The sequence below is a fragment of the Thermomonas sp. genome (assembly GCF_041905325.1).
In the GTDB taxonomy this organism is placed as follows: Bacteria; Pseudomonadota; Gammaproteobacteria; order Xanthomonadales; family Xanthomonadaceae; genus Thermomonas.
The window spans coordinates 38624-63682 of record NZ_JAYRLK010000004.1; the positions used below are offsets into that span (position 1 = coordinate 38624).

The window sequence follows — 25059 nt, forward strand, 5'->3', positions numbered from 1 at the left end:
TTGTGGATTCCCCAAGCCGCGTGGTGGGCGCGCGCCGTTTCTCGCGCGCCATCCACAGTGCGATCATTCCGTGCACGACCTTCAAGCGAGCCCCGGCGATGACAGATGCGAACCGGGCCATCGGGCCCAGCAAGATTCCCGTCGGCATCTGGGTCCTGGGATTCGTCAGCCTGCTGATGGATATCTCCTCCGAGATGATCCACAGCTTGCTGCCGCTGTTCATGGTTGGTGCCCTGGGAGCCAGCGCCTTGGTCGTGGGGGTGATCGAGGGGCTGGCCGAATCCACGGCCCTGATCGTCAAGGTGTTCTCGGGCGCGATCAGCGATTATCTGGGCAAGCGCAAGGCCCTGGCCGTCTTCGGCTACGCTCTGGGCGCGCTGACCAAGCCCCTGTTTGCGATTGCGTCCTCCACCGGCATCGTGCTTGTGGCACGCCTGCTGGATCGTGTCGGCAAGGGGGTGCGCGGTGCCCCGCGTGACGCACTGGTGGCGGACATCGCGCCGCCGGAGGTGCTGGGCGCGGCATTCGGCCTGCGCCAGGCCCTCGACACCGTGGGGGCGGTGCTTGGCCCGCTGCTGGCGGTCGGCCTGATGCTGCTGTGGGCCAACGACTTCCGGGCGGTGTTCTGGGTGGCGGTGGTTCCGGGGTTGCTGGCGGTCGCGCTGCTGCTGTTCGGGGTGCGCGAGCCGGCGCGGCATGTGGGCGAGAAGCGCAGCAACCCGATCCGCCGCGAAAACCTCAGCCGCCTGCAAAGTCGGTACTGGCGGGTGGTCGGCGTGGGGGCGGTATTCACGCTGGCGCGGTTCAGCGAGGCGTTTCTGGTGCTCAGGGCGCAGCAGGGCGGGATCGCCCTTGCCTGGGTGCCGCTGGTGATGGTGGCCATGAACGCGGTCTATGCCGGATCGGCTTATCCATTCGGGAAATTGTCCGACCGGATCAGTCACGCATCCTTGCTGGCCTGGGGCCTGGTCGTGCTGCTTGTGGCCGACCTGGTCCTGGCGATGGACGCCCATTGGACGACCGTCCTCGCAGGCGTTGCGCTGTGGGGCATCCACATGGGCATGACCCAGGGCTTGCTGGCGACGATGGTGGCAGAGGCGGCGCCCGCCGACCTGCGCGGCACCGCCTTCGGGTTTTTCAATCTGGTCAGCGGCCTGGCCATGCTGGTCGCCAGCATCGTTGCCGGGCTGCTGTGGGACCAGCTCGGGCCCTCGTTCACCTTCCGTGCGGGTGCCTTGTTCTGCGGCCTGGCCCTGCTCGGCCTGCTCCGGAAATCCTGATCCCCCCTCCACCGGCACCGCCCCCGGCCTGCCGCCCATCGATCAAGGCTGCCAGCGCACGACCGTTAACCCCTTGTGGGGAGCTGACTGGCAGCGACGTTGCTGGCGGTGGATCGCACGGGGCGGCCGGGATGGGCGCATGCATCGTTCATTCGCGACCGGGAGTGCCTATGCGTTCGCAAAGCTTGGGGTTGGGGTTGCAATCCGTCACTGCGCGCACTGCAGTCGTGCTTGGCATCATCGCCACGCTGTGCTTCAGCGGCGCGGCATGGATGATCCAGCAGAAAGCGGCGCAGGTGCAGGAAGCCACCGCCATGGACGAGCTGGAACAGCTGGCACGGGCAGAAGCCGCCAAGGTGCGCGGTTCCGCCACCGAAACCCTCTCGCGCGTGCGCGGCATGGCAAGTGGCACCCAACTGGTCATCGCCCACGGCACCGACAAGCGTGCCGAAATTTCCGACCTGGCCCGCCTCAACGCCGCCTCCGACCCGGCGGTGCTGGGGTATTGGCTGGAAATGGAACCCGACGGACTGGATGGCAAGGATGCCGACTTTGCACGCAACTGGCCGCAGGGCGAGCCCGACGCCGATGGCTTGAAAACCTTCGTGGCCACCCTGTCGCCCGCACAGAAGGTCAGCACGGACGCGGGCCGCGCCTCGGTGTACTGGACCCGTGCCGCATCCGGGGACGTGACCTTGCAGAATGCGGTGGGCCATGAGAATGACCTGAAAGTCAGCGGCCCGGACGCCGAAAAATATTACGTCGCGGCCCATGACCGCGGCGACGAGCTGATGTTCGAACCCTACGATGACGATGTGTCCGGCAAGCGCGTGCTGATGACCAGCCTGATGGTGCCGATCAAGGTGGACGGCCAGTTCCGCGGCGTGGCCGGTGCCGACATCAGCCTTGACGCCATCCAGGCCAGCCTGGCCAAGGTGCGCCCCTACCAGCGCGGCGTGGTGCGCCTGTTCTCGCCCACCGGCAAGATGCTGGCCGGGCCGGAGAAGGAATTGCTGGGCAAGCCGTGGCGGCAGGACCTGCGCGAGATACAGGCGGCGCTGGCCAAGGGCGAGATCGTGCGCCGCCGCGAACAGGGCACGGTGGTGCATGGCGAAGTGTTCCGCGTGTACGTGCCGGTGACCGTGGGCCACTCCCCGGATGTCTTCATGCTGATGGTGACGGCCCCGGCGGATGCGGTGATGGCGGGGGTGTCGCAAATCCGCAACCGGGTGATCGCGGTGGGCGTGGTCAGCGTGCTGGTGCTGGTCGTGGTGGTGGTCCTGCTGCTGCGCCGGCTGATCGGTGTGCCGCTGGATGGCATCGTGCGCGGCGTGGATGCGGTGGCGACCGGGCAACTGGACTACGCCATTGCCAGCGGTGGCAACGACGAGGTGGGCCAGGTGTCGCGCGCGCTGCGCAAGATGCAAGTGGACCTGAAGGCGCGAATGGAGGCCGAACGCAAGATCGCCGCGGAAAACCTGCGCGTGCGCATCGCGCTGGACAACGCCGACACGGCGATGCTGATCGCCGATGCCGCCGGCATGGTGGTCTACGCCAACCCGGCAATGCGCAAGCTGCTGGACAACCATCGCCTGACCCTGGCACGCCGGCTCCCGCTTGCCAACCTTGCGCAGCCGGAAGGCCAGCCGGTGGCGCACTTGCAGCCGCAGGGCGCGGCCGACCTCTCGGGTATCCATGCCTTGCAACAGCAGGAACTGGATCTGGGTAGCGCGGTATTTGCGCAGACCGTGGCCCCGGTGATCGCCGAAGACGGCCAGCGCCTGGGCGTGGTGGTGGAGTGGCGCGACCGCAGCCAGGAGGTGGCGGTGGAATCGGAGGTGGCCGAGGTCATCGATGCCGCCGCCGCAGGCGACCTGTCCAAGCGCATCGAACTCGACGGCAAGACCGGCTTCTTCCGCCGCCTGGCCGAAGGCGTGGACAGCATGCTGGATGCCAACGCCGCCACCCTGGCCGACGTGCAACGGGTGTTGGGCGCACTGGCGGAAGGCGACCTGACCCAGCGCATCACCGCCGATTACCACGGGGTGTTCGGGCGCATGCGCGACGACACCAACGCCACCGCCGAGCATCTGGCCGACATCATGCGCCGCGTCCAGAACGCAGTGGAGGCCATCCACAGCGCGGCACGCGAAATCGCCGCCGGCAACGCCGATTTGTCGCAGCGCTCGGAGCAGCAAGCCGCCAGCCTCGAAGAAACTGCCGCCTCGATGGAGGAGCTGACCTCCACCGTGAAGAACAACGCGGAATCCTCGAACCAGGCCCGGCAGTTGACCACCGGTGCCGCCGACATCGCCGCGCGCGGCGGCACCATGGTGTCGCAGGTGGTCGAGCAGATGAACGGCATCACCACCGCCTCGCGCCAGATCGAGAACATCATCGGCGTGATCGACGGCATTGCCTTCCAGACCAACATCCTCGCCCTGAACGCCGCAGTGGAAGCCGCGCGCGCCGGCGAGCAAGGGCGCGGGTTCGCGGTGGTGGCCGGCGAAGTACGGGCACTGGCGCAACGCTCCGCCGAAGCCGCCAAGGAGATCAAGCGCCTGATCGGTGATTCGGTGCAGCGGGTGGACCATGGCGCGGCGCTGGTGGCCAATGCCGGCAGCACGATGCAGGAAATCGTCGGTGCCGTGCGCCGGGTGAACGACCTGATGGCCGAGATTTCCTCCGCCTCGCAAGAGCAGAGCGCCGGCATCGAACAGGTCAACCAGACCATCACCCACATGGATGGCGTCACCCAGCAGAACGCCGCGATGGTGGAACAAGCCACCGCCGCCGCGCATGCCTTGCAGGAGCAGGCCGACGAACTGGCTGCCATCGTCGCCATCTTCCGCCTGCAATGAGGCCACGCCCCGGGGCCGGACACAGCCCCGCCAGCGGCAACCTGCCCGGGGCCGCCCGGGCGATCGCATGCATCCCGGGGGCGTTCGACCCCGTTCGCCGTGCCCGTGCGTTGGCAATCCACGGCACCCGCGCCATGCTCCGTCTCTTGCCCCGGCCTCCTTGGCTCCAATCACCAGGATCCTCCGCAATGCAACCTTCCCGCACCACACGCATCGCCCTCGCCAGCCTCGCCCTGGGTGGCAGCCTTGCCACCCCGGCCACCAACCCCGCCGCACCCGCCATCCGGGCCGATGGCGAAGTGCAGATCGCCGCAGCACGCCTCGCCTGGCGGCTGGATGGGCCGTTCGCGGTGCGCGAAATCGAACTGGTGCTGCACAACCCGCACGACCGCGCCCTGGAAACCACGGTGCTGCTGCCACTGGCCGCCAATGAGCGCCTGCATGGCTATGCACTGGATATCGACGGCCAGTTGCGGCAGGCCGTGCCGGTGGAACGCGTGCAGGCGCGGGCGGCGTTCGAGGACACCGTGCGTGGCCGGGTGGACCCGGCACTGGCGCAGCAGGAGACCGGCAACCGCTACAGCATCCGGGTGTTCCCGGTACCCGCCCATGGCGAGCGCAGGCTGCGGGTGGACGTGGCCAGCCTGGCCACGCGCGCGGCCTGTGGCTGGCAGCATCACCTGGCCCCGGCCTTGCCGGCCGGCAGCGCCCTGCAAGCACAAGTCACCGCCAGCACCCGGCCACGCCAGGCGCAAGCGTTGCACTTCACCGCTGCCAACGACACCTACGGTGCCAATTGGGCGGTCCGTGGCGTCACCGACAGCCGCGACGTCTGCCTGCCTGCCCCGGCCGGCGATGCGGCGTTCAGCGCCACCTTCGCCGATGGCCTGCAAATGCATTGGCTGGAAGTGCCGGTCACGCCCACGGCGCAGCCGCTGCCGGCGCTGCCACCGCCGGCACGCATCGAAGTGGTTTGGGATGCCTCCTTCAGCATGCTCGGCGTGGACCGTACCCAGGAGCTGCAACTGCTGGCGTCCCATCTCGCCGGACGCACGCTGGATGTCACCGTGAGCGTGCTGCGCGAGACCATCGAACGCCGCCAGGTGCATCTGGCCAACCAGGCCCAGTTGAACCGGCTGATCGCCAGCCTGCAAGCCGAAACCGCCGACGGTGCCACCGCCCTGGCCGATTGGCGCGCCGACCCGGCGGCCAGGCAGGTCTTGCTGTTCAGTGATGCCCACGCCACCTTGCCTGGCGTCGTCACCACACCCGCCAACGCCCCCGTCTTCGTGATCGGCCGTACCCTCGCCGATGCTGCGCAGGCCCGCTGGCTGGCCCGTGGCGGCGGCCAGGTGCTCGACCTTTCCCTGCTCACCCCCGCGCAGGCGCTGCGCGCACTGCAGCAACCGCCGGCATTGCAGGCCAGGCCGGGGCCGCTGGACGGCCACTGGCACCTGGAGCGCAGCACCGTCGTCAGCGGTGCGCTGCACGCCTGCCACGTCGCCAACCAGCCCGGTGCCATTCCCGCGCTGGCCATCGCCCACGCCACCCCGTCGGGCATCCGCGTGCAATCGCACAAGGCAAAAGCCGCGCACAGCGCCCGCATGGCCGCGTTCTGGTGCGCCACATGGCAAGCGGAAGACCTGGAAGCACAGCCGGAGCGCAACCGCGCCGCGCTGGCCATGCTGGGGGAGCGTTTCGGCGTGGCCAACCGCGAAACCAGCCTGCTGGTGCTGGAAAGCGACGACGACTACGTTCGCAACGGCATCCTGCCCCCCGAGGCCGATGCCGTGCTGCGTGCGCGCGTGCTGCAACAACGCCAGCAGGCCGAGGCACGCAAGGCCGTCGCCTGGGCGGAGAACCGCGAGGCGATCCAGCGCGGCTGGGAAGCCCGCACGGCATGGTGGAACCAGCCGTTCCCGAAGGACGACCCACGCCCGCGCTGGGCGGAAGAACGTGCCCGCGAGGCCGCCCGTCGCGAACAGGAGCAGCACGAACAGGCGCGCCAGCAATCGCGCAGGGTATCGGTGACCGCCGCCATGATGGAAACGGGTGCCCCGCCTCCCGCCCCCGCACCGGCGGCGGCCGACATGGCCTCGCCGGAGTCGGAAGCCGCCAGTCCCGTCATTGCGATGCAGTTGCAGGCGGTGATGATGGATTCACCCTACGTGGCCGAGCTGCGCACCGCGCCATCGGCGGAGGTGGCGTACCAACGCTATCTGGGCCTGCGCGACCAGTACGGCCAAAGCCCTGCCTTCCACTTCGATGTCGCGCAACGCCTGTTCGAACTCGGTGATGCCCGGCGTGGCTGGCGCGTGCTGGGCAACATCGTGGAATTGCTGCCGCGTGACCAGGCCAGCCTGCGCCTGGTGGCCTACCGCCTGCAGGATGCCGGCCTGCAGGCACAGGCGGTGGCACTGCTGCGGCAGCTTCCGTTGCTGGCCCCGGACGAACCGCAATCGTTCCGCGACCTTGCGCTGGCCCTGCAAGCGCCCGCCACCTGCGGTGAAGCCATGACCTTGCTGGAGCACGTGGTGGAAACCCCGTGGTCGCCGCGCTTCGCCGATATCGGCCTGATCGCGCTGGCCGAGCGCAACGACCTGCGCACGCGCTGCCCCGGCGCCGGGACCGGCAACCTGCCCGACGCCCTGCAAACCCCGCTGCCGGTGGGCCTGCGGGTGGTACTGCGCTGGGACCTGAACGACACCGACATCGACCTGCACGTCACCGATCCCCATGGCGAAGAGGTGTATTACGCCCATCGCAACAGCTATCAAGGGGGAGCCATCTCGCGCGATTTCACCGCCGGCTACGGCCCCGAGGAGTTCATCCTGCGCACGCCCAAGCCAGGCAAGTACCAGGTTTCCGTGCGCTACTACGGCAGCCGGCTGGCACGGCTGGCGCGCGGCGCCACCGTCAACGTGGCACTGCAAACCGGTTTCGGCAGCCCCGCCCTGCAACAACAAACAATCAGCCTGCGCCTGCTGGAACAATCCGGCGACGTGGCCGTGGGCAGCTTCACCGTGCAGCCGGGCGGCACCCTGGTGGCCGCGCCGATCGCCGCAGGAAAAGACGCGCCATGAACCGGCCCCTCCTGCATGCCGCCACCAGCACGCTGCTGGTGCTGGCCTTGATGCAGGCCATGGCGCAAACGGTGCCGGGGAATCCCGCCCAACGGCGCGTTTCGCTCTGGCTGTCGTCCCCCTCCCCCGCGGGGCAACTGGAGCGATGTGGCCAGCCGCTACCGGCGTCACGCTGGGGCCTGGCCGCAAGCGACATGTGGCTGGCTTCCAACGCGGCCGGCACACGCGTGCAATATCGTGGCCAGGCCAACGGCCTTGATGATCTCTGGGCGCAACACTGCTTCCAACTCCGCTCCGGCGACCACATCCTCGCCCAGGGAGCCCTGCTGCCCACCCACTCGGCACGCCGCCTGCCTGCTTCATTGCCGGTACTGGTACTGGAAAATCGTGCGCGCCATGTGCCGTGGCTCACCCTGCGCTGCGGCTTTCCGGACGCATCCAGCGCCAGCCACCCGCCACCGCAAATGCCGCCGAACGCCACCGTCCACTGCCCTGCCGGGCAACAAAAAACCGCGCCGTAGCGCGGTTTCAGGGGTGTTGCGGGATGTTCCAGGTGGTGCAATTGGTGCGGAGATAGGCATGGAATAACCGCCTGAAACCGCACTGCAACGCGGTATTTGCGCGAAAGCAAGATGGACCAGTGAAGTCGGGCCAACCGGTCGGGAATGCCATCGCACACCCTCGCCCCTGCAAGGAAGCCGCGCCAGCGCCGGCAGGGTGTTCGGCGTTCTCGCCCCGTCAGGCTAGACGCGTGTTCGGTTATGCCGCCTGAGGAATGCGCTGCACCTGCTTGGCAAGGCGCGCGCGTTCCTGTTCCACCTGCCACAGGTCATAGGCGGACTGGTGGCCCAGCCAACTTTGCGCGCTCGCGCCGAACGCCAGTTCAAGCCGCATCGCCATTTCCGGCGTGATTGCGCCGCCGCCGTTCACGATCTTGGACACCGTCTTGCGCGACACGCCCAGCGCATCGGCAACCGCCGTCACGGTCAGGCCCAACGGCCCCATCCACAGGCCGGCCAGCACCTCGCCCGGATGCGGCGGGTTGTGCTGCCGGATGCCGGCGTTCCTAGTGATAGTCCTCATAGTCCACTACCTCGGCATTGCCGTTATCGAAACGAAACGTCATCCGCCAGTTTGCTTGTACGGTGACGGCCCATGATCCCTTGCGATCGCCTTTCAGCGGGTGCAATCGCAGGCCGGGCAAGTCCATGTCATCGACCGTCGCCGCCATGTCCAACTGCGCCAGCAGCAGCCGCAACTTGCTGGCGTGTTTGGCCTGAATTCCGGACACGCTGCCCGTGCGGAAAAACCGTTCCAGTCCCTTGTGGCGAAAGGTCAGGATCACGGAATGAATGTAACCATATCGGTTACATCATGCAAGCTATCATGCCTTGCGCTTGATCGGGATGACCTGACAAGAAAAAACCGCGCCGTAGCGCGGTTTCAGGGGTGTTGCGGGATGTTGCGGTTAGTGCAATTGGTGCCGGAGATAGGAATCGAACCTACGACCCCATCATTACGAATGACGTGCTCTACCAACTGAGCTACTCCGGCATGGCCGGCGATTGTAGCGGCTGCCGGGTCACGGCGCCAGCTGGCGCAGTTCCTTGGGCAGGGCGAACACCATGCTTTCCGGCTCGCCGCGCAGCTCGCGCACGTCGCCGGCGCCCAGTGCATGCAGGCGCTCCAGCACCCCCTGCACCAGCACTTCCGGGGCGGAGGCACCGGCGGTCACGCCGATCCGCTGGTGGCTGGCGATCCAGGCCGGATCGATCTGGCTGGCGTTGTCGATCAGCCACGCCGCCGCGCCTTCGCGCTCGGCCAGCTCGCGCAGGCGGTTGGAATTGGAGCTGTTGGGCGAGCCGACCACCAGCACCGCGTCGCAGCCGCCGCGCACCAGGTCGCGCACGGCGTCCTGGCGGTTCTGGGTGGCGTAACAGATGTCGTCGTGCTTGGGCCCCTGGATGTTCGGAAAGCGGGCCCGCAGCGCGGCGATGATGTCGCGGGTGTCGTCCACGCTGAGGGTGGTCTGGGTGGTGTAGGCGCAGTTGTCCGGCTGCTTCAGCACCAGCGCGGCCACATCGTCGATGTCTTCGACCAGATGAATCTGGCCGGCCTCGGCGTCCGCGCGCCACTGCCCCATCGTGCCTTCCACTTCCGGATGACCGGCATGGCCGATCAGCACCATGTCGCGGCCGCGCCGGCTGGTGCGGCTGACTTCCAGGTGCACCTTGGTCACCAGCGGGCAGGTGGCGTCGAACACTTTCAGTCCGCGCCGCTCGGCCTCCGCGCGCACCGCCTGCGACACGCCGTGGGCGCTGAAGATGACGGTGGCACCATCCGGCACTTCGTCCAGTTCCTCGACGAAGATGGCACCGCGCGCCTTCAGGTCATCGACCACGAACTTGTTGTGCACCACTTCATGGCGCACGTAGATCGGCGCGCCGAACACTTCCAACGTGCGTTTGACGATCTCGATGGCGCGGTCGACGCCGGCGCAGAAGCCGCGGGGGTTGGCGAGCATGACATCCATGCGGCGATTCTACCCTGCGGCCTTCGACTTGCCGCCCAGCAGGCCGAACAGGGCAATCCCGATGGCACCGCCCACCACCGCGCAGTCGGCGATGTTGAACGCTGGCCAATAATGCTGGCCGACATGCCACTGGATGAAATCCACCACGTGGCCGAGCGTGAAGCGGTCGATCACGTTGCCGATCGCACCGCCGATCACCAGCGCCAACGGCAATGCCTGCTTCCAGTCGCCGCGCCGGGTCTTCGCCAGCATCCACGCCATCAACCCGCTGATGGCGAACGCCAGCACCACAAAGAAGTATTTCTGCCAGCCACCGGCATCGGCGAGGAAGCTGAATGCCGCGCCGGTGTTGTAGGTGCGGTACCAATTCCAGAAGCCGTCGATGACCGGCACCGCGGTGTATTCCGGCAACGACGCCAGCACCCAGGCCTTCGACCATTGATCGAGGATCAGCACCAGCAGGGAAACGACGAGCCAGGCAAGCGCGTTGGGTTTGATCTTTTCCATCAGAACCACTTCCGTGCCTCGCCCGCGCCGTCCACGTTGGTCACGCAGCGCCCGCACAGCAGCGGGTGCGCAGCATGCGCACCCACGTCTTCGCGGTGGTGCCAGCAGCGCACGCACTTGGGCTTGGCGGTAGGCTTGGCGGTGACACGGATGGCCTTGGCGTCGGTGTCCGGTACCAACTTCACGTCGCCGCTGATCAGCAGGAAGCGCAACTCGTCCACCAGCGGCGACAGCCAGTTCTGGTCGGCCACGCTGCAATGCAGTTCGATGTCGGCTTCCAGCGCCGCACCGATCTTCCCGTCGGCACGCAGCGGTTCCAGCGCACGGGTCACTTGTTCGCGCAGATCCAGCAAGCCGTCGAAATCCTTGGCCGCCAGCGGCGCATCGTCCGGCAACGGGGCAAGCCCTTCGTACCAGGTGGACAGCAGCACGTTGCCTGCATGTGCGCCCGGCAGATGGGACCACAGCTCGTCGGCGGTGAAGCTGAGGATGGGGGCGATCCAGCGCGCGAAGGCTTCGACGATGTGGTACATCGCGCTCTGCGCGCTGCGCCGGCCCGGCGCATCTTCCTGCATCGTGTACAGCCGGTCCTTGGTGACGTCCAGGTACAGCGAGCCCAGATCGACGCTGCAGAAATTCATCAGCGCCTGCACCACGGCTGCAAAGTCGTAATTCGCGTACGCGGCCTTGATCGCTTCCTGCACGCCGTGGGCGCGGTGCACGATGAAACGATCCAGCGCCACCATCGCATCGGTCGCCACCAGATGCCGCGCCGGGTCGAAGCCGTGCAGGTTGCCCAGCAAGAAGCGCGCGGTATTGCGAATGCGGCGGTAGGCATCGGCATTGCGCTTGAGGATTTCCTGCGACAGCGACATCTCGTTGCTGTAGTCGGTGGACGCAATCCACAGGCGCAGGATGTCCGCGCCGAGCTTGTTCATGATGTCCTGCGGCTCGATGCCGTTGCCCAGCGACTTCGACATCTTGCGGCCGTGCTCGTCCACGGTGAAGCCGTGGGTCAGGCATTGCCGGTACGGCGCGGCCTTGTCGATGGCCACGCCGGTCATCAGCGAACTCATGAACCAGCCGCGATGCTGGTCGGAACCCTCCAGGTAGAGGTCGGCAGGCTTGGCAAGCCCGCGCTCCGGCAACACGCATTCGTGGGTGACGCCGGAATCGAACCAGACGTCCAGGATGTCGGTGATCTTGTCGTAGTCGCGGGCTTCGTCACCCAGCAGTTCGGCGGCGTCCAGCGCATACCAGGCGTCGATGCCGGCCTGCTGCACGCGGTCGGCCACCTGCCGCATCAGCGCGACGCTGCGCGGATGGATGTCGCCAGTCTCGCGGTGCACGAACAGCGCGATCGGCACGCCCCAGGTGCGCTGCCGCGAGATCGTCCAGTCCGGGCGGCCCTCGACCATGCCGGCGATGCGCGCCTGCCCCCACTCGGGATACCACTTCACGGTGTTGATGGCGGCCAGCGCGTCGCGGCGCAAGTGCGCCTGCTCCATCGAGATGAACCACTGCGGGGTGGCGCGGAACGCGATCGGGGTCTTGTGCCGCCAGCAGTGCGGGTAGCTGTGCTTGAGCGGCGCGAACGCCAGCAGCGCGCCAGTCCCGCGCAGTACCTCGACGATGGCGTCGTTGGCCTTCCACACGTGCAACCGGGTCAGATCCACCTCGCCGGCCTTCGGCGTGGACGGCAGGTACACGCCGCGCCCGTCCACCGGGTTGAGCTGCGCTGCCGTGTACTTTTCGATCAAACCGTATTTTTGCCCCACCACGAAGTCTTCCTGACCGTGGCCGGGGGCGGTATGCACCGCGCCGGTGCCGTCTTCGGCACTGACGTGATCGCCCAGCAGGATCGGGATATCGCGCTCGGCGTAGAACGGATGCGCGAACAGCATGCCTTCCAGTTTTTCGCCCTGCGCACGGCCGAGCACGACCACTTCGTCCACGCCGTAGCGCTTGAGCGCCTTCTCCGCCAGCGCCTCGGCCAGCACCAGCCAGCGACGGCCACCACCAGCCTTGGCCGGGCCTTCCACCAGCACGTAGTCCAGCTCCGGTCCCAGCGAGATCGCCAGCGAGGCCGGCAGCGTCCACGGCGTGGTGGTCCAGATCGGAATGGCCACCTCCACGCCTTCCGGCAGTTCGCTGCCGAAAGCGCGGGTGAGCTGCTGCGGGTTGCGCGCGGCGTAGGCCACGTCCACCGCCGGCGAGGTCTTGTCCTGGTATTCGATCTCGGCCTCGGCCAGCGCGCTGCCGCAGTCGAAGCACCAGTAGACCGGCTTCACCCCGCGCAGCAGGTGGCCGTTTTCCACCACCTTGGCCAGCGCGCGGATTTCATTGGCTTCGAACGTGAAATCCAGCGTGCGGTACGGATGTTCCCAGTCCCCCAACACGCCCAGGCGCTTGAAGTCGCGACGCTGCACCTCGATCTGCGCGGTGGCGTATTCGCGGCACTTCTGCCGGAACTCGGCCGCGTCGAGCTTCACGCCGACCTTGCCGAATTTCTTCTCGATGGCGATCTCGATCGGCAGGCCGTGGCAGTCCCAGCCGGGGATGTAGGGCGCATCGAAGCCGGCCAGCGTCTTCGACTTGACGATGATGTCCTTGAGGATCTTGTTGACCGCGTGGCCCAGGTGGATCGCGCCGTTGGCATACGGCGGGCCGTCGTGCAGCACGAACGTCGGGCGGCCCTTGGCGGCGGCACGGATCTGCGCGTACAGGCCTTCGGATTCCCAGCGCGCCAACGTGTCGGGCTCACGCTTGGGCAAGTCGCCGCGCATCGGGAACGCGGTCTCCGGCAGCAGGATGGTGGCCTTGTACGGGTTGTCGCTGCTCTTGCTGGAAGTATCGTCGCTCACGCGCTGGCTCGCTGCGGTTCGTGAAGTTGCAGGATCGACCTGGCCCGGGCCTCATCGCAGCGCATCTGCGCCACCAGTGCCGGCAGGTCGGGGAATTTTTCTTCGTCGCGCAAATGTGCCACGAATTCGACCTCGATCCGGCGTCCATACAGGTCGCCGGCATAATCGAACAGATGCGCCTCCAGCAGCGGCTCGACGCCATCCACCGTGGGCCGGGTGCCGAAACTGGAGACCGATGGCCACGGCCGGCCCTTGCCGGGCTCGCCGTCGATGCCATGCACCCAGGTGGCATAAATGCCGCGCAGTGCCGGGGTCTTGCCGCGGAAGCGCAGGTTGGCGGTGGGAAATCCCAACGTGCGGCCCAGTTGCTTGCCGCGCACCACATGCCCGCCGATGGCGTACGGACGCCCCAGCAAACGCGCAGCCAGTGCGAAATCGCCGGCCGCCAGCGCGGTGCGGATGCGGGTGCTGGAGACCCGCTCGCCGTCCAGCTGCACCGGCGCGATGGCGTGCGCGGAAAACCCGGATTCGCGGCCCAGCGCCTGCAGCAGCGCCAGGTCGCCACCACGCGCATGGCCGAAGCGGAACCCCGGCCCCACCCACACTTCGCGCGCCGACAAGCCATCGGCCAACACCTCGCGCACGAAGGTGGCCGCCGGCATCAACGTCATCGCCCGGTCGAAGCGCAGCAAGCCCACGCCCGTGCAGCCCGCGTCCAGCAGGCCTTCGGCCTTGGCCCGGGGCAGCATCAGGCGGGGCGGCAGCGCCCCGCTGGCGAAGAATTCCCGCGGCAGCGGCTCGAAACTCAGCGCCACCGCAGGCAGCCCCAGCACGCGCGCGCGTTCGACCGCGTGGCCCACCAGCGCCCGATGACCCAGATGCAGGCCGTCGAAGGCACCGATGCAGACCACGCTGCCTTGCGGGCACCGTGGCGTGCCGAGGGCGTCGCGGAAAAGGAATGTCATGTCAATCCGCAGTATAGCCGCAGTGCAGCAAAGCGGCCCTCAATGCTCGCGGAAATCGCGCGGGCGGAAACCCAGCGCCAGCATCGCCAACGCGTAGCTGACGGCCCCGCCCCCCACCAGCAGCACCAGCCAGCCCAGCCGCTGCCACTTGCCCACTTCGGTGAACTCCGGTGCCAGGTGCAGGCCCGCCAGCACCGCCGCCGCCATCACCGCATTGGCCAGCAACGTGCGCGCGAGGAACCGGCCCCAGCCCGGCTGCAAGTCGAACACATCCGCCTTGCGCAGCCAACGCCACAGCAACACCAGGTTGAGATAGCTGGACAACGCCGACGCCACGCCCAGCGCGAAGTGCAGCCCCGGCACATTCGCCAGGGTGTCCATCACCCCGCCGGTCTTGGCGGCAGCCGGCACCCACACGGCATACAGCAACGCCAGGATGCCGACGTTGAAGGCCATGTTCGCCACCATCGCCACCAACCCGGCGCGCACCGGCGTCTTCGTGTCCTGACGCGCATAGAACGCCGGCAGCACGGTCTTCACCAACGCGAACGCCGGCAGGCCGAAACTCAGGCCGAACACCGACAGCGCGGTCATCCGTGCGGCCTCGGCGGTGAACTTGCCGTACTGGAAGATGGTGGACACCAGCGGCAGCGACAGCAGCATCAAGCCCAGCATCGCCGGCAGGATGATGACCAGCGTGGTGCGCAGGCCCCAGTCCAGCGACTTCGAAAACCCGGCACGGTCGGTGTTGACGTGATGCCGCGACAGCGTGGGCAGGATCACCGTGCCCAATGCGATGCCGAACACGCCGAGCGGGAACTCCAGGAAGCGGTCGGCGGTGGACAGCCAGCTCTGCGAGCCATGCACCAGCATCGCCGCGATGAAGGTGTCGAACAGCAGGTTGACCTGCGCCACCGACGAGCCCAGCAAAGTGGGCACCATCAGTGTCATCACCCGGCGGATGTCGGGGTGGTGCCAGCCCCAGCGCGGCAGCACCAGCAGGTCCAGTTGCGCCAACTGCGGCAACTGGAACAGCAACTGCAGCAAGCCGGCGGCGAGGATCGCCCAGCCCATCGCCAGAATTGGTGGATGGGTGAATTTCGAGCCCCACAGCGCGCCGGCGATCATGCACAGGTTGAGGATGATCGGCGTGAATGCCGGCCAGCCGAAGCGGTGGTAACTGTTCAGTGCCCCTGCCGCCAGCGCGGTGAGCGACACGAACCACAGGAACGGGAAGGTCAACCGCAGCAGCTCGGTGATCAGCCGGTCCTGCCCCGGGGCCGGGGCCGCCTGGGTGAACGCGGTGGCCAGTTGCGGCGCAAAAATCACCCCCAATGCCGTCACCAGCAGCAGGATGCCGCCCAGGGTGCCCGCGGTGCGCGCCATCAGCTCGCGCAGCGCGGCATGGCTGCGGGTTTCCTTGACCTCGGTGAAGACCGGCACGAAGGCGGTGGAAAACGACCCCTCCGCGAACAGCCGGCGCATGAAATTGGGGATGCGGAACGCCACCCAGAACGCATCGGTCATCCAGTTGGTGCCGAAGGTGGTGTTGAACACCTGGTCGCGCACCAGCCCGAACACCCGACTGAGCATGGTCATGCCGCCGAAGGAGAGCACCCCTCGGATCATGCTGCGCGGCTTGCGGACGCCTGCCCCGTTCGCCTCGCTCATGCCCGCGCGGCCCGTCGGGCGCACGGGGGGCAGGGTTTGTTGACCCAAGCCATTGAATCAGCCATAATTCTTGGTCTTCCCGAATCCATCGTTCGCCGGCTATTGTGCCAGCGCGCGAATCCCGCCGACACCCCAGACACTTCAGGATTTCCCGTGGCCAACATCAAGTCCGCCAAAAAGCGCGCCAAGCAGACCGTCGTGCGCAACGAACGCAACGTCGCCCAGCGCTCGCAGCTGCGCACCGCCGTCAAGAAAGTCATCAAGGCGCTGGACGCCAATGACGCCACCGCCGCCGCCGAAGCCTTCGCGACCGCCCAGCCGCTGCTGGATCGCTTCGCCGCCCGCGGCCTGATCCACAAGAACAAGGCCGCCCGTCACAAGGCTCGCCTGACCGCCCGCATCAAGGCCCTCAAGGCCGCCTGATCACCGGGCACCCCGGATTCGGTCAAAAACCCCGCTTCGGCGGGGTTTTTGTTTGCCTGCCACTCTGTCACGCCCGCAGGGCGGCGCTTGCTCCGCTGCCATGGCCGGCCAGGCGAAGCAAGGGAATTCAGGCCGCCGCGTCGGCCGCCTCTTCCCGCAGCCGGTCAAAGAAGGTCTGCACCGCCAGCATGATCGGCCAGGTGCCGTCGCGCCCCAGCGCCGAGACCAGGTACCAGGGCTGGGTCCAGCCCAGCTCGGCAACGATCTTCTCGGCAGCCTCGCGCGCCTCGTCCTCGAACATCAGGTCGGCCTTGTTCAGCACCAGCCAGCGCGGCTTTTCCAGCATCGCCGGGTCGTACTTGCGCAGTTCGTGCTCGATCGCGCGCACCTGCTCGACCGGCGACACCGCGCTGCCCTCGTAGTCCATGGGCGCGATATCGACCAAGTGCAGCAGCAGGCGGGTGCGCTGGACGTGCCGGAGGAACAGGCTGCCCAGGCCGGCACCATCGGCCGCACCCTCGATCAGGCCGGGAATGTCGGCGATCACGAAGCTGCGGCCCGGCTCCACGCTGACCACGCCCAAATTGGGATACAGCGTGGTGAACGGGTAATCGGCCACTTTCGGGGTGGCCGCCGACACCGCACGGATGAAGGTGGACTTGCCGGCATTGGGGAAGCCCAGCAGGCCCACGTCGGCCAGCAGCTTCAGCTCCAGCCGCAGCACCCGGCTCTCGCCCTCCTCGCCCGGCGTGGCGCGGCGCGGGGTGCGGTTGACCGAACTCTTGAAGTGCATGTTGCCCAGGCCGCCCTTGCCGCCCTTGGCCACCAGCAGGCGCTGGCCGTGCCCGGTGAGATCGCCGATCACCTCGTCGGTATCGACGTTGTGCACCACGGTGCCCACCGGCACGGTGATGACGATGTCGTCGCCGGCCTTGCCGTACCTCTGGCTGCCCATGCCGTTCTCGCCACGCTGCGCCTTGAAGCGCGTCTGATGGCGGAAATCGACCAGCGTGTTGAGGTTTTCGTCGGCCTGCAGCCAGACATCGCCGCCGGCACCGCCATCGCCGCCGTCCGGCCCGCCCAGCGGGATGAACTTCTCGCGGCGGAAGCCGATGCAGCCATTGCCGCCATTGCCGGCAGTGACGGTGATTTCAGCTTCGTCGACGAGTTTCATGGGCGTGATTGTGCAGTGTTGTGTGAAGTTTCGGCGAAGGGCCCCGCCTGCAAACGAAAAGCCCCGCCGAGGCGGGGCCCTTCGCATCGCATCGTCGCGGGCGCTTACTGCGCGGCGACGATATTGACGGTGCGGCGCTGCTTCGGGCCCTTGGTGGTGAACTCCACCTTGCCATCGATCAGCGCGAACAGGGTGTGGTCGCGGCCGAGGCCGACGCCGGTGCCCGGATGGAACTGGGTGCCGCGCTGGCGGACGATGATGTTGCCCGCTTCGATGGCCTGGCCACCGTAGATCTTGACGCCCAGGTACTTCGGGTTGGAATCGCGGCCGTTACGGGTACTGCCGCCTGCCTTTTTGTGTGCCATTGCTTAGTTCTCCAGGCTGACGATCAGGCGTTGATGCCGGTGATCTGGATTTCGGTGTAGTGCTGACGGTGGCCCATCTGCTTGCGGTGGTGCTTGCGGCGACGGAACTTGACGATGCGCACCTTGTCGGCGCGGCCGTGGCCGACGACCTTCGCGGTGACGGAAGCGCCCTTCAGCGCGTCGCCCAGCTTGATGCCGTCGGCATCGCCCAGCATCAGGACGTTGTCCAGCTTGATCTCGCTGCCGGCTTCGGCTTCGAGCAGTTCGACGCGGAGCGTTTCGCCCTGCATCACGCGGTATTGCTTACCGCCGGTGACCAGTACTGCGTACATGTTGATGTCTCTCGGTTCTGTAGTTCTTCTGGGTACCCGCCGCAGGATCTGCGCAGGGTCTGCCGCCATCGAGGGCGGACAGGAGCGGAATTGTAGGGGATTCAGCGGCTTAGGGTCAAGCAACCGCCATCAAGACGTGGCGTCGGCCAGCGTGGTGAAGCTGGAGCCGCAGCCGCAGCCGCCGGTGACGTTGGGGTTGTCGAACACGAACTGCGCATTCAGGCCTTGCTGCACATAGTCGATCCGGGTGCCATCGACCTGCGGCAGGCTGCGGGCCTCCACGAAAATGCGCACGCCACCGTCGTCGAACACCACGTCGCCATCCAGTGCGTTGCGCGCCACTTCCACGGTGTAGCCCCAGCCAGAACAGCCGCTGCGGGACACGCCGAAACGCAGGCCCAGCGCAGTGGGGTCCAGCTCCAGAAAGCCCTGCACGCGGGTGCGGGCGGCATCGGTCAAGGAAATGCTCATGCGGGCATTGTAGCTCTAGTAGACTTGCGCACTATTTCGTGTTTGCAACGCAGGATTTCAAGATGACGACGATCTCCATCGCCCATGCGCTGGCCGGGAAAGTCCCGGAAGGCGGCCAGGTGTCCGTGCGCGGCTGGGTACGCACCCGCCGCGACTCCAAGGCCGGGCTGAGTTTCGTCAACGTCAGCGACGGTTCCTGCTTCGCGCCGATCCAGGTGGTAGCGCCGGACACCCTGCCCAACTACGAGTCCGAGGTGAAGCACCTGACCACCGGCTGCGCGGTGATCTGCACCGGCACGCTGGTGAAGTCGCAGGGCCAGGGCCAGAGTTTCGAGGTGCAGGCCTCCGGCATCGAGGTCGTCGGCTGGGTGGAAGACCCGCTGACCTACCCGATGCAGCCCAAGCAGCACTCGCTGGAATACCTGCGCGAGTTCGCCCACCTGCGCCCGCGCACCAACCTGTTCGGCGCCGTCACCCGCATCCGCCACTGCCTGGCGCAGGCGGTGCACCGCTTCTTCCACGAACGCGAGTTCTACTGGATCAGCACGCCCATCATCACCACCAGCGACGCCGAGGGCGCCGGCCAGATGTTCCGGGTCTCCACCCTCGACATGGCCAACCTGCCGCGCGACGGCAAGGGCAACGTCGACTTCAGCCGCGACTTCTTCGGCAAGGAAACCTTCCTCACCGTGTCCGGCCAGCTCAACGTCGAGGCCTACTGCCTCAGCCTGAGCAAGGTCTACACCTTCGGCCCGACTTTCCGCGCCGAGAACAGCAACACCACGCGCCACCTGGCCGAGTTCTGGATGATCGAGCCGGAGATCGCCTTCGCCGACCTCAACGACGATGCCAACCTGGCCGAGGATTTCCTCAAGTACCTGTTCAGGGCGGTGCTGGACGAGCGCGCCGACGACATGGCCTTCATCGCCGAGCGCGTGCAGAAGGACGCGATCACGCGGCTGGAGAAGTTCATCAACGCGCCGTTCGAGCGGATCGACTACACCGACGCGATCACCCTGCTGCAGAAGTCCGGCAGGAAGTTCGAGTTCCCGGTCGAATGGGGCCTGGACCTGCAGACCGAGCACGAGCGCTGGCTGACCGAGGAACACGTCGGCCGCCCGGTGGTGGTGATGAACTATCCCGAGCAGATCAAGGCGTTCTACATGCGCATCAACGACGACGGCAGGACCGTGGCGGCGATGGACGTGCTGGCGCCGGGGATCGGCGAGATCATCGGCGGCAGCCAGCGCGAAGAGCGGCTGGACGTGCTGGACGCGCGCATGGCGCAGTTCGGCCTCGATCCCGCGCACTACGGCTGGTACCGCGACTTCCGCCGCTACGGCACGGTGCCGCACGCCGGCTTCGGGCTGGGCTTCGAGCGGCTGGTGGTCTATGTCTGCGGCTTGGCCAACATCCGCGACGCGATTGCCTATCCGCGTGCGCCCGGCAGCGCGGAGTTCTGATGCGTGGACGCTGATCTGGTGTTGTTTTTTGCGTTGACCTGCTTCGCGACGTCGATTGCCGGGGCCACCGCGTTCGTGATCTTCTGGCCATTGACGCTGGTGCATATCCGTGACCGGCACCCGCACATCACCCGCTTCCTGGGTGAAGGCGCCTTCCTCAAGCCACTCGCCCTGTGGTGGCTGCTGCGCGCCGGTTACCGCGACACGCCCGACCGCAGCCTGTCGGGCCTGGCCACGCCGGCACGGATTTCACTGCTGGTGATCCTGGGCGGCATCGTGATGGGCGGCATCCTGTGGCTGATCGGCAAGGCACTGGCATGAATGCTTCCGCACACGATCGCTGGTGGCTGGCCACGCTGGGCCGCACCCTGGTCTGGGCACGGCTGCGCGAACTGGACGCCGGCACCGCCGAGGTGTTCGACAGTGACGGGGCCACCCTGCCCTACGACAGCGTGGACACCGCGCGCGCGGCGTTGATGGATGCCGAATTCGTGGAATACGACGGGCTGGACGAAGACGATGCGCTGGCGCGCGGCTTCTCGCTGCACGAGATCGCCCCGCCGCAAGCGACCGACGACACCCAGTTGCGAGGCTTGATGCTGCAAACGCTGGGCGCGCGGGCCTGAACTTACCCGGCCGGTGGCGCCGGCTCCGCGGATGACGCCGGTGCCGGGCGCACGCTGCCGTTGTCTTCCTGCAACTGCGGCTTGAACGGGATGTCCGGCGCCTTGCGACCGGTCGAATTCTGCTCGTTGGCGTCCGGGTTCACCGGCAGGCAGCCGCCGCCCAACTGCAGCAGCGACACCACGCACTTCAGCTTGAGCTTGCTGCCGGGGATCGGAATCGACAGCTCCTTGACCCCGCGCCGCACCCATTCCTGCAACAAATTGCCTTCCGGAATCCAGTATTGGTCGAAGCGCGTGCCACGGTATTCCAGCCCGGGGCGCTTGAGCCAGGTTCCGGAACGGTCCAGATCCACCGTGGCGTTTTTCGACCATTGATCGGGCAGGCGCGGGCTGCCGTCGTCGTTGAACAGCCCCGCCTTGCCATCGCCATTGCGGCCTTGCCCGTTGCCATTGCCATGGCCGGACCCGGTGCCGGCCACGTTGCGGCTGGACGCCCCCCAATCATCGCTTTTTGCCTGCCCCGGCCACCCGCCGGGTGCCGCTTTCTGGCCCGGGCCGGCCCCTGCCCCACTGCTGGCCACGCCGCGCCCACCGGCCTGCGCTGCACGCGCCCCGGCACCGGTACCTGCGGCGGCCTGGCCATTGCCGGTCGCTTGCGAACGCTGCCCACCGGCCCCTTGTGCGGCGGCGTCACCCGCTGCCGCACTGCCACGACCTTGCTCCGCAGCCTGCCCGCCACCGGCCGCGGAGGGCAGCGGCAATTCCCGCACCTGCCCTTGCAGGGCGGGTACCTGCACCTGCGCCTGCTGCCGTGCACGGGCGGGCAAAGTGCGCTCGCGGGTCAACGCAGTGGCATCCGGGGTGAAGGTTTCCAGTGCCTGCACCTGCTGCTTGAGCACCGGCTGCCGCAATGGCACGTCCCGTTCGATGGGGCGCAGCACCTGCACCGGCTTGGCATCCAGCACCACCAACTGCTCGACCTGCTGGTTGGGTTGGATGTCGCGCAACTGCACCTGCGGTGCCTGCACGTTGCGCTCACGCGGGGGCGGCAGCTGGAACGCCTCCGGCCGGGGTTGCGGCACTTCGCTCACCTGCAACACCTGTGCGGCTGCGGCGGGCGGTACCGGCTCAAGCCTGGGAACTTCGCGGCGTGCGTCCAGCCTCTGCGGCGTCGGAATGGCCTGCTGTTCCAGCGTCGGGCTTGCCTCCGCACTTGCCGCCGTGCTGGCGGCGGGCGGCACAGGCGTTCGGCGTCCGGCAGCCGCTGCCGCCGGTGCCGATTCGGCCCCGGCATTGGCCAACGCACCGCCCCCCTCGACCGCATTGCCGCGGCCGATGAATTCCACCTGCACCACATCCCCGGCGGCATCATCCGGTTGCTGCGCCATCGCCAGGAAGCGCAGGTACATCAGCCACAGCAGCAAGGCCGCCAGCACCAGGTGCAGCAGCAGGTCGGCCACACCCGCACCGATGCGCAGCTTGCGCTCTTCCCGCGGATCGAAGGGCCGCTGCAATCGCAGCAACTGGAAGAAGGGCGTCCCCAGGCCGCCCTTCGGCCCCACCGTTGGCTGCGGACGCTGCACCAGCGCATCCACCAGCGCCTGCGGCGGGGCATGGCGGATCTCCACCGGCGTTTGTCGCAAGCCATCGAACCACCGCCGCCAACCTTCGGGATAGTCCCCCGCCGGCTCCAGCTGACCTTGCCGCAGCAAACGCCGCTGGTTGAAAGCGGCGATCACGTCGGCGGCGGTCGTCATGCGCGCGGGTGCCCTTCAGTCCTGCGACCGGGCCATGTACGGCGCACTGCCGCTGGCATGGTCGGTGGCATCGCGCACACCGCGCACGCCGGTCACTTTTTCCAGCAGGGTTTTTTCGACGCCTTGCTTGAGGGTGATGTCGACCATGCTGCAGCCGTGGCAGCCGCCGCCGAAGTTGAGCACCACGATGCCGTCGGCGGTGACTTCGGTGAGGGTGACGTGCCCCTTGTGCATGGCCAATTGGGGGTTGATGTCGTTGTCGATCACCCACTGCACGCGCACCGGCAGCGGCGCATCCTCGCCCGGCACCACGCCCTTGATCTTCGGCGCGCGGATCTGCAGTTGGCCCCCGGTGGCCATCGCCTCGTAATCGATCTTCGCCCCGTCCAGGAACGGCAGGCTGGGGGCATCCAGCCACAGGTTGAAGCCTTCGCAATCGATCACCCACTCGTCACCGGACAATTCGCCCGGCTCGGCGAATTCCAGGCGCACGTCGGCGCGCTGGGTGCCCCCATGCAGGGCCGACAGGCGTACGCCAAGGCCGGCAATGGACTCGCGTTCGATCAACTTGCGGAAATGCGCCTTGGCGGCTTCGGAAATCTGGATCATCCGGCTATTCTAGCCACGCGGCGCGGCCAGCGCGCAGTGGCCGCGCACCGGTTCAGCCCCCGCACGGAGAGCCCCATGCCCGACCTCATTCCCTTGGCGCAGGCACACTGCATCGCCCGCCACGGCCACGAACACCGGCTGACCGCAGCCAGCATCCGCGAACTGTTGCCGCAATTGCCCGGCTGGGCGCTGGCGGAAGACGGGCACGCGCTGTGCAAGACGTTCCGCTTCCCCGACTACTACCGCACGATGTCGTTCGTGAACGCGCTGGCGCACATCGCCAACGCCGAGAACCACCATCCCGACCTGTCGGTGCACTACGACCGCTGCGTGGTGCGGTTCTCCACCCACGACGTGGGGGGATTGAGCGAAAACGACTTCATCTGCGCAGCCAAGGCCGAACTGCTGGCGTAAGCACGTCAGCCGAGCTGCTGGCCGTAGGCCGCGCGCGCCTGCAGGAACAGATCGAACGGAAACTTGATCGACACCCCTTCCAGCGCGGCCGCCAACATCTCCAGGTGTCCCTCGAATCCGGCGCAGGCCTTGGCCGGGTCTTCCCCGGCCGGCAGGCGCACCCCGAGCTGCAGGCGGGTTCCCGCGGCATCCGGCAGCACCTCCCAGCGCAACGGGCGCTGCGGCTGCGTGCCGCTGCTCCACGAATACTCCAGCAGCCGGCCGGGGATGAACGCGGTGACGCGGCTGTCGATGACGATGCCGCTGTCGGCGAAATCAATCCGCACCGCCCCTCCCTCGCACGGCTCGATGCGGCCCGGTGCCAGCCACTGCGCCATCTGCGCCGGCTCGGTCAACATCGCCCAGACGGCGGCAGCCGGATGCGCAAACACGCGGCCAAGCTGCGCTTCGAAGCCGTTCTCGGTACGGGTGATGCGGCCAAGGGGCAATGCGGCGTCGGACATGGGGCACTTCCTGCGGGTGGCGAGGCTGCGCATCTTGCCGCCCGCACCCGCCAGCGTCCTTGATCGCGATCAGTTCGACTGCAACCGGTCCAGCACGTCCAGCAATTCCGGCACCAGCGGCGCGCTGAGCGAATACGGCGTCTTGCCGCCATCCAGCGCGAACTCCAGCGTGGAGGCATGCAGGAACAGCCGCTTCAGGCCCACCTGCTCGCGCAGCCGCTTGTTCGCGGCGGCATCGCCGTACTTGTCGTCGCCGGCCACCGGATGACCAATGTGCTGGGCATGCACGCGGATCTGGTGGGTGCGGCCGGTTTCGATGCGAACCTCGCAGTAACTCTGGCCACCGCGCCGCTCCAGCACCCGGAAATGGCTCATCGAGGGCTTGCCGGCCGGATTGACCTGCACATGGCGCTCGCCGCCCTGGCGCAGGCCGACGTGCAGCGGCGCGTCCACGCTCATGACGCCGTCGGGCATGCGGCCGATCAGCAGCGCCAGATAACGCTTTTCGATGCCGGATCCATGATCTTCGCGCAGCAATCGCTGAAGTTCCGTCAAGGCGGAGCGCTTTTTGGCCAGCACCATCAGGCCCGACGTGTCCCGGTCCAGCCGGTGCACCAACTCCAGATTGTCGCGCGGCCGCAGCGCGCGCAGGGTTTCGATGACCCCGAACGAGATGCCGCTGCCGCCGTGGCTGGCGATGCCCGACGGCTTGTTGATCGCCAGCAGGCGGGCATCCTCGAACACGATGGCCGCATCCAGTGCCGCCAACAGACCTTTCGGCGGCGAACGGTCGCCATCTTGCGGCGATTCGATGCGAACAGGCGGAATCCTGACCTCATCACCCGCCTCCAGCTTGCGCTCGGCCTTGGCCCGGCCGCCGTTGATCCGCACCTGGCCGCTGCGCACCAGCTTGTAGACCAACGACCGGGGCGCACCCTTCAGCTGTCCCAGCAGGAAATTGTCCAGCCGCTGGCCGGCGCGGTCCTCGGGAACACGGACCGTGCGCGCGCCGCCACTGGGAGGGGAATCAGGCTGTGTCATCGGGGGCTGTTCTGTTACACTCGGGGGGCGATGCAAAGGTTTGATTTCGCAGGAAGTGTCGGGCGATTGACTGCCCATCCGGCCGAAAGCCGGCCTGCCTGACGAGGCCCGCCGCAG

At 67.5% G+C, this 25059-nt stretch carries 24 protein-coding genes and 1 tRNA gene; 9 read left to right on the plus strand and 16 right to left on the minus strand.

The genetic code is table 11. The features are described 5' to 3' along the window. The first annotated feature begins 23 nt into the window (after positions 1-23). The 4 genes from ACE3OK_RS05595 (at position 24) to ACE3OK_RS05610 (ending at position 7745) form a co-directional block, all read left to right on the plus strand. A complete protein-coding gene (locus ACE3OK_RS05595) occupies positions 24-1280 on the plus strand; it encodes an MFS transporter (protein ID WP_374248569.1) in 1257 nt (418 codons plus the stop codon). A 227-nt stretch (positions 1281-1507) separates the two neighbouring features. Then, entirely contained in the window at positions 1508-4141 is a 2634-nt protein-coding gene (locus ACE3OK_RS05600) for a methyl-accepting chemotaxis protein (RefSeq protein WP_374248570.1), read from the plus strand. 188 nt (positions 4142-4329) lie between these two features. Then, positions 4330-7224 carry a VIT domain-containing protein gene (locus ACE3OK_RS05605; protein WP_374248571.1) on the plus strand — a complete coding sequence of 965 codons (2895 nt, stop codon included), beginning with the start codon at positions 4330-4332 and terminating at the stop codon, positions 7222-7224. After that, positions 7221-7745 (plus strand): hypothetical protein, encoded by a 525-nt coding sequence (locus tag ACE3OK_RS05610; protein ID WP_374248572.1) that lies wholly within the window; start codon positions 7221-7223, stop codon positions 7743-7745. The genes ACE3OK_RS05605 and ACE3OK_RS05610 overlap by 4 nt, the downstream gene beginning before the upstream one ends. Before the next feature lie 238 nt (positions 7746-7983). On the opposite strand, the gene ACE3OK_RS05615 is transcribed toward ACE3OK_RS05610, so the two are convergent. From ACE3OK_RS05615 to murJ, 8 genes are all read right to left on the minus strand, one after another. After that, entirely contained in the window at positions 7984-8307 is a 324-nt protein-coding gene (locus ACE3OK_RS05615; protein WP_374248573.1) for a HigA family addiction module antitoxin, read from the minus strand. Then, positions 8291-8569, minus strand: a complete 279-nt coding sequence (locus ACE3OK_RS05620) for a type II toxin-antitoxin system RelE/ParE family toxin (protein WP_374248574.1) — start codon at positions 8567-8569, stop codon at positions 8291-8293. The genes ACE3OK_RS05615 and ACE3OK_RS05620 overlap by 17 nt, the downstream gene beginning before the upstream one ends. A 133-nt stretch (positions 8570-8702) precedes the next feature. Then, positions 8703-8778, minus strand: a tRNA-Thr gene (locus ACE3OK_RS05625). A gap of 28 nt (positions 8779-8806) precedes the next feature. Then, entirely contained in the window at positions 8807-9757 is a 951-nt protein-coding gene (gene ispH / locus ACE3OK_RS05630) for a 4-hydroxy-3-methylbut-2-enyl diphosphate reductase (protein WP_374248575.1), read from the minus strand. A 9-nt stretch (positions 9758-9766) separates the two neighbouring features. Continuing rightward, on the minus strand, positions 9767-10264 hold the full coding sequence (gene lspA / locus ACE3OK_RS05635; protein WP_374248576.1) for a signal peptidase II: 498 nt from the start codon (positions 10262-10264) through the stop codon (positions 9767-9769). Continuing rightward, positions 10264-13050 carry an isoleucine--tRNA ligase gene (ileS, locus tag ACE3OK_RS05640; RefSeq protein ID WP_374248799.1) on the minus strand — a complete coding sequence of 929 codons (2787 nt, stop codon included), beginning with the start codon at positions 13048-13050 and terminating at the stop codon, positions 10264-10266. Before ileS ends, lspA begins: the two co-directional genes overlap by 1 nt. 74 nt (positions 13051-13124) lie before the next feature. After that, a complete protein-coding gene (locus tag ACE3OK_RS05645) occupies positions 13125-14093 on the minus strand; it encodes a bifunctional riboflavin kinase/FAD synthetase (RefSeq protein ID WP_374248577.1) in 969 nt (322 codons plus the stop codon). A gap of 39 nt (positions 14094-14132) precedes the next feature. Continuing rightward, positions 14133-15722 (minus strand): murein biosynthesis integral membrane protein MurJ, encoded by a 1590-nt coding sequence (gene murJ, locus ACE3OK_RS05650; RefSeq protein ID WP_374248800.1) that lies wholly within the window; start codon positions 15720-15722, stop codon positions 14133-14135. Between the two features lie 195 nt (positions 15723-15917). Between murJ and rpsT the strand changes: the two genes are divergently transcribed. Then, positions 15918-16187 carry a 30S ribosomal protein S20 gene (rpsT, locus tag ACE3OK_RS05655; protein ID WP_374248578.1) on the plus strand — a complete coding sequence of 90 codons (270 nt, stop codon included), beginning with the start codon at positions 15918-15920 and terminating at the stop codon, positions 16185-16187. A gap of 127 nt (positions 16188-16314) precedes the next feature. Here the strand turns inward: rpsT and obgE are convergent, their stop codons facing one another. The 4 genes from obgE to ACE3OK_RS05675 all read right to left on the minus strand — a co-directional run bounded on the left by obgE (position 16315) and on the right by ACE3OK_RS05675 (position 18529). Next, positions 16315-17361, minus strand: coding sequence for a GTPase ObgE (gene obgE, locus ACE3OK_RS05660; RefSeq protein WP_374248579.1), 1047 nt, complete (start codon positions 17359-17361; stop codon positions 16315-16317). Between the two features lie 104 nt (positions 17362-17465). Then, complete coding sequence (gene rpmA, locus ACE3OK_RS05665; RefSeq protein WP_028839735.1) at positions 17466-17726, minus strand: 50S ribosomal protein L27; 261 nt, start codon at positions 17724-17726, stop codon at positions 17466-17468. A 23-nt stretch (positions 17727-17749) separates the two neighbouring features. Beyond that, positions 17750-18058 carry a 50S ribosomal protein L21 gene (rplU, locus tag ACE3OK_RS05670; protein WP_190280600.1) on the minus strand — a complete coding sequence of 103 codons (309 nt, stop codon included), beginning with the start codon at positions 18056-18058 and terminating at the stop codon, positions 17750-17752. Positions 18059-18187: 129 nt separating this feature from the next. Continuing rightward, positions 18188-18529: a HesB/IscA family protein gene (locus ACE3OK_RS05675; RefSeq protein WP_374248580.1), complete on the minus strand. Its 342-nt coding sequence runs from the start codon at positions 18527-18529 to the stop codon at positions 18188-18190. A gap of 62 nt (positions 18530-18591) precedes the next feature. Between ACE3OK_RS05675 and asnS the strand changes: the two genes are divergently transcribed. The 3 genes from asnS to ACE3OK_RS05690 are packed head-to-tail and all read left to right on the plus strand — an operon-like array spanning position 18592 to position 20618. After that, complete coding sequence (asnS, locus tag ACE3OK_RS05680; RefSeq protein ID WP_374248581.1) at positions 18592-19992, plus strand: asparagine--tRNA ligase; 1401 nt, start codon at positions 18592-18594, stop codon at positions 19990-19992. 15 nt (positions 19993-20007) lie between these two features. After that, positions 20008-20313: a hypothetical protein gene (locus ACE3OK_RS05685; RefSeq protein WP_374248801.1), complete on the plus strand. Its 306-nt coding sequence runs from the start codon at positions 20008-20010 to the stop codon at positions 20311-20313. After that, a complete protein-coding gene (locus ACE3OK_RS05690; RefSeq protein ID WP_374248582.1) occupies positions 20310-20618 on the plus strand; it encodes a hypothetical protein in 309 nt (102 codons plus the stop codon). Before ACE3OK_RS05685 ends, ACE3OK_RS05690 begins: the two co-directional genes overlap by 4 nt. 2 nt (positions 20619-20620) lie before the next feature. Here the strand turns inward: ACE3OK_RS05690 and ACE3OK_RS05695 are convergent, their stop codons facing one another. Together ACE3OK_RS05695 and ACE3OK_RS05700 are read right to left on the minus strand one after the other, a co-directional pair. Next, positions 20621-22375, minus strand: a complete 1755-nt coding sequence (locus ACE3OK_RS05695; RefSeq protein WP_374248583.1) for a hypothetical protein — start codon at positions 22373-22375, stop codon at positions 20621-20623. Between the two features lie 15 nt (positions 22376-22390). After that, the gene (locus ACE3OK_RS05700; protein WP_374248584.1) at positions 22391-22984 is read right to left on the minus strand and encodes an NfuA family Fe-S biogenesis protein; all 594 of its coding nucleotides are present in this window, start codon (positions 22982-22984) and stop codon (positions 22391-22393) included. A 75-nt stretch (positions 22985-23059) separates the two neighbouring features. Between ACE3OK_RS05700 and ACE3OK_RS05705 the strand changes: the two genes are divergently transcribed. After that, positions 23060-23398 carry a 4a-hydroxytetrahydrobiopterin dehydratase gene (locus tag ACE3OK_RS05705; protein WP_374248585.1) on the plus strand — a complete coding sequence of 113 codons (339 nt, stop codon included), beginning with the start codon at positions 23060-23062 and terminating at the stop codon, positions 23396-23398. Positions 23399-23403: 5 nt separating this feature from the next. Here ACE3OK_RS05705 and ACE3OK_RS05710 read toward each other — a convergent pair whose 3' ends face one another. Both ACE3OK_RS05710 and ACE3OK_RS05715 read right to left on the minus strand, forming a co-directional pair. Then, on the minus strand, positions 23404-23901 hold the full coding sequence (locus ACE3OK_RS05710) for an SRPBCC family protein (RefSeq protein WP_374248586.1): 498 nt from the start codon (positions 23899-23901) through the stop codon (positions 23404-23406). A gap of 69 nt (positions 23902-23970) precedes the next feature. Continuing rightward, positions 23971-24942: an RluA family pseudouridine synthase gene (locus ACE3OK_RS05715; RefSeq protein ID WP_374248587.1), complete on the minus strand. Its 972-nt coding sequence runs from the start codon at positions 24940-24942 to the stop codon at positions 23971-23973. Between the last annotated feature and the right edge of the window lie 117 nt (positions 24943-25059).

What these genes read in the sequence shown, in the direction of transcription:
- ispH (WP_374248575.1), bottom strand. Translation starts at nt 9,757, where the DNA reads ATGGATGTCATGCTCGCCAACCCCCGCGGCTTCTGCGCCGGCGTCGAC.
- ACE3OK_RS05675 (WP_374248580.1), bottom strand. Translation starts at nt 18,529, where the DNA reads ATGAGCATTTCCTTGACCGATGCCGCCCGCACCCGCGTGCAGGGCTTT.
- rpmA (WP_028839735.1), bottom strand. Translation starts at nt 17,726, where the DNA reads ATGGCACACAAAAAGGCAGGCGGCAGTACCCGTAACGGCCGCGATTCC.
- asnS (WP_374248581.1), top strand. Translation starts at nt 18,592, where the DNA reads ATGACGACGATCTCCATCGCCCATGCGCTGGCCGGGAAAGTCCCGGAA.
- ACE3OK_RS05615 (WP_374248573.1), bottom strand. Translation starts at nt 8,307, where the DNA reads ATGAGGACTATCACTAGGAACGCCGGCATCCGGCAGCACAACCCGCCG.
- ileS (WP_374248799.1), bottom strand. Translation starts at nt 13,050, where the DNA reads ATGCGCGGCGACTTGCCCAAGCGTGAGCCCGACACGTTGGCGCGCTGG.
- ACE3OK_RS05700 (WP_374248584.1), bottom strand. Translation starts at nt 22,984, where the DNA reads ATGATCCAGATTTCCGAAGCCGCCAAGGCGCATTTCCGCAAGTTGATC.
- rplU (WP_190280600.1), bottom strand. Translation starts at nt 18,058, where the DNA reads ATGTACGCAGTACTGGTCACCGGCGGTAAGCAATACCGCGTGATGCAG.
- ACE3OK_RS05605 (WP_374248571.1), top strand. Translation starts at nt 4,330, where the DNA reads ATGCAACCTTCCCGCACCACACGCATCGCCCTCGCCAGCCTCGCCCTG.
- ACE3OK_RS05715 (WP_374248587.1), bottom strand. Translation starts at nt 24,942, where the DNA reads ATGACACAGCCTGATTCCCCTCCCAGTGGCGGCGCGCGCACGGTCCGT.
- murJ (WP_374248800.1), bottom strand. Translation starts at nt 15,722, where the DNA reads ATGATCCGAGGGGTGCTCTCCTTCGGCGGCATGACCATGCTCAGTCGG.
- ACE3OK_RS05710 (WP_374248586.1), bottom strand. Translation starts at nt 23,901, where the DNA reads ATGTCCGACGCCGCATTGCCCCTTGGCCGCATCACCCGTACCGAGAAC.
- ACE3OK_RS05610 (WP_374248572.1), top strand. Translation starts at nt 7,221, where the DNA reads ATGAACCGGCCCCTCCTGCATGCCGCCACCAGCACGCTGCTGGTGCTG.
- ACE3OK_RS05645 (WP_374248577.1), bottom strand. Translation starts at nt 14,093, where the DNA reads ATGACATTCCTTTTCCGCGACGCCCTCGGCACGCCACGGTGCCCGCAA.
- ACE3OK_RS05705 (WP_374248585.1), top strand. Translation starts at nt 23,060, where the DNA reads ATGCCCGACCTCATTCCCTTGGCGCAGGCACACTGCATCGCCCGCCAC.
- lspA (WP_374248576.1), bottom strand. Translation starts at nt 10,264, where the DNA reads ATGGAAAAGATCAAACCCAACGCGCTTGCCTGGCTCGTCGTTTCCCTG.
- obgE (WP_374248579.1), bottom strand. Translation starts at nt 17,361, where the DNA reads ATGAAACTCGTCGACGAAGCTGAAATCACCGTCACTGCCGGCAATGGC.
- ACE3OK_RS05695 (WP_374248583.1), bottom strand. Translation starts at nt 22,375, where the DNA reads ATGACGACCGCCGCCGACGTGATCGCCGCTTTCAACCAGCGGCGTTTG.
- ACE3OK_RS05690 (WP_374248582.1), top strand. Translation starts at nt 20,310, where the DNA reads ATGAATGCTTCCGCACACGATCGCTGGTGGCTGGCCACGCTGGGCCGC.